The sequence below is a fragment of the Streptomyces atriruber genome (assembly GCF_001418325.1).
Classification (GTDB): domain Bacteria; phylum Actinomycetota; class Actinomycetes; order Streptomycetales; family Streptomycetaceae; genus Streptomyces; species Streptomyces atriruber.
The window spans coordinates 1-1,650 of the sequence record NZ_LIPN01000334.1; the positions used below are offsets into that span (position 1 = coordinate 1).

Annotated in this window: 4 protein-coding genes and 1 pseudogene; 3 read left to right on the plus strand and 2 right to left on the minus strand. The window is 70.9% G+C overall.

Annotation, left to right across the window (positions count from 1 at the left end; genetic code table 11):
- Positions 1-189 precede the first annotated feature (189 nt).
- On the minus strand, positions 190-495 hold the full coding sequence (rpsN, locus tag AOK03_RS30130) for a 30S ribosomal protein S14 (RefSeq protein WP_055568529.1): 306 nt from the start codon (positions 493-495) through the stop codon (positions 190-192).
- Positions 495-731, minus strand: coding sequence for a 50S ribosomal protein L28 (rpmB, locus tag AOK03_RS30135; protein WP_055568530.1), 237 nt, complete (start codon positions 729-731; stop codon positions 495-497). Before rpmB ends, rpsN begins: the two co-directional genes overlap by 1 nt.
- Positions 732-910: 179 nt before the next feature.
- Between rpmB and rpmG the strand changes: the two genes are divergently transcribed.
- The 3 genes and pseudogenes from rpmG to AOK03_RS30150 all read left to right on the plus strand — a co-directional run.
- Complete coding sequence (rpmG, locus tag AOK03_RS30140; RefSeq protein ID WP_055568531.1) at positions 911-1,075, plus strand: 50S ribosomal protein L33; 165 nt, start codon at positions 911-913, stop codon at positions 1,073-1,075.
- Positions 1,076-1,080: 5 nt separating this feature from the next.
- Complete coding sequence (locus AOK03_RS30145) at positions 1,081-1,338, plus strand: type B 50S ribosomal protein L31 (RefSeq protein WP_055568532.1); 258 nt, start codon at positions 1,081-1,083, stop codon at positions 1,336-1,338.
- A 56-nt stretch (positions 1,339-1,394) separates the two neighbouring features.
- A pseudogene (locus AOK03_RS30150) lies at positions 1,395-1,650 on the plus strand (cobalamin biosynthesis protein CobW); the annotation flags it as partial.

Below are 1,650 nucleotides of genomic sequence, written 5' to 3' on the forward strand. Positions count from 1 at the left end.
CCCCCGTCCCCATCGCTCCCGCACCCGCTGAGCACGAGCGCGACGGCAAGCCCCGCCACAGCGGTACCGACACGGACACTACGGACGTACGTACGCACTTGAAGTCCCCCTAGCCAGAGCGGCATCGGCGACACCCGTGGCATCGACGACGTCGCCGGCGGTCACGACCCGGCCAAATCGCGCGCCAAGCTACCAGGAGGACTTGCGCACCCCGGGGAGATGTCCGGCGTGCGCTTGCTCACGCAGCTTCACCCTCGACAGCCCGAACGCCCCCACGTACCCGCGCGGGCGCCCGTCGACACTGTCCCGGTTCCGCACCCGCGTCGCGCTCGCGTCGCGCGGCTGGCGCGCCAACTCCCTTTGTGCGGCCTGCCGTTCGGCGTCCCCCGTGCCGGGCCTGCGGATGAGCTCCTTCAGCTCCGCGCGCCTCGCGGCGTACCGCGCCACGATCACGCGCCGCCGCTCGTTCTTCGCGATCTTGCTCTTCTTCGCCATCAGATCCTCACTCCACGCGCACGGATCCTGGCGACGGCCGCCTCGATCCCGATGCTGTCGACGGTCTTGATCCCCTTCGTGCTGAGCCGCAGCCGCACGTACCGGCCCTCGCTCGGCAGCCAGTACCGCTTCCGCTGGACGTTGGGGTCGAAGCGGCGGGACGTCCGCCGGTGGGAGTGGGAGATGTTGTTGCCGAAGCGGGGTTCCGCGCCGGTCAGCTGGCAGTGGGCGGACAAGGTGACGCACCTCTCGGTCGATCGATGACGATGGAAAAGGCCTGTTCAGGGGTGGGTTCGGAAGGCCGGACGGGGCCCGGACGCCCCCGTGCGGCCCCCGTGCGGCCCCGGGCGCACCCGAACAGCACCCGGTCGGAACTCCCTCTTGAAAACGAGAGTCATTTTCATATACTAGCCCCATGGCCCGCAACGAACTCCGCCCCGTCATCAAGCTCCGCTCGACGGCGGGAACCGGCTACACGTACGTCACCCGCAAGAACCGCCGTAACGACCCCGACCGCCTCACCATCCGCAAGTACGACCCGCTGGCCCGCCGCCACGTCGACTTCCGAGAGGAGCGCTGACCGCCATGCGCAAGGACATCCACCCCCCGTACGGCCCCGTCGTCTTCCGCGACAAGGCCGCAGGATTCGCCTTCCTCACCCGCTCGACGGCGGTGTCGACAGCGACCGGCGGCCGGACGATCGAGTGGGAGGACGGGCGTACCTACCCCGTCGTCGACGTCGAGGTCTCGTCCGCGAGCCACCCCTTCTACACGGGCACGTCCCGCGTGATGGACACGGCGGGCCGCGTCGAGCGCTTCGAGCGCCGGTTCGGCAAGCGCTGATGGCGCGCTCGGACCGGCCGCACCACAACGACGACGGACAGTCCGCGCGGCACCGCATGGACGTCGTGATCGTCGGCGGCCTCCATGCGGTCGCCCGCAGGGCGGCCGTCGACGACCTCCTCGCCACCGTCCCCGACAGCGTGGCCCTCCACCACGACCTGTCGACCGCCGTGCACGGCACCGTCGTCCGCACGGTCCGCGACACCACCGGCGTGCTCTCCACCGGCGACGCGCCCCTGGTCAACGACTGCGCGTGCTGCGCGCTCCGCGAGGACCTGGTGCCCGAGCTCGACCGCCTCGCGGACGCGGGCC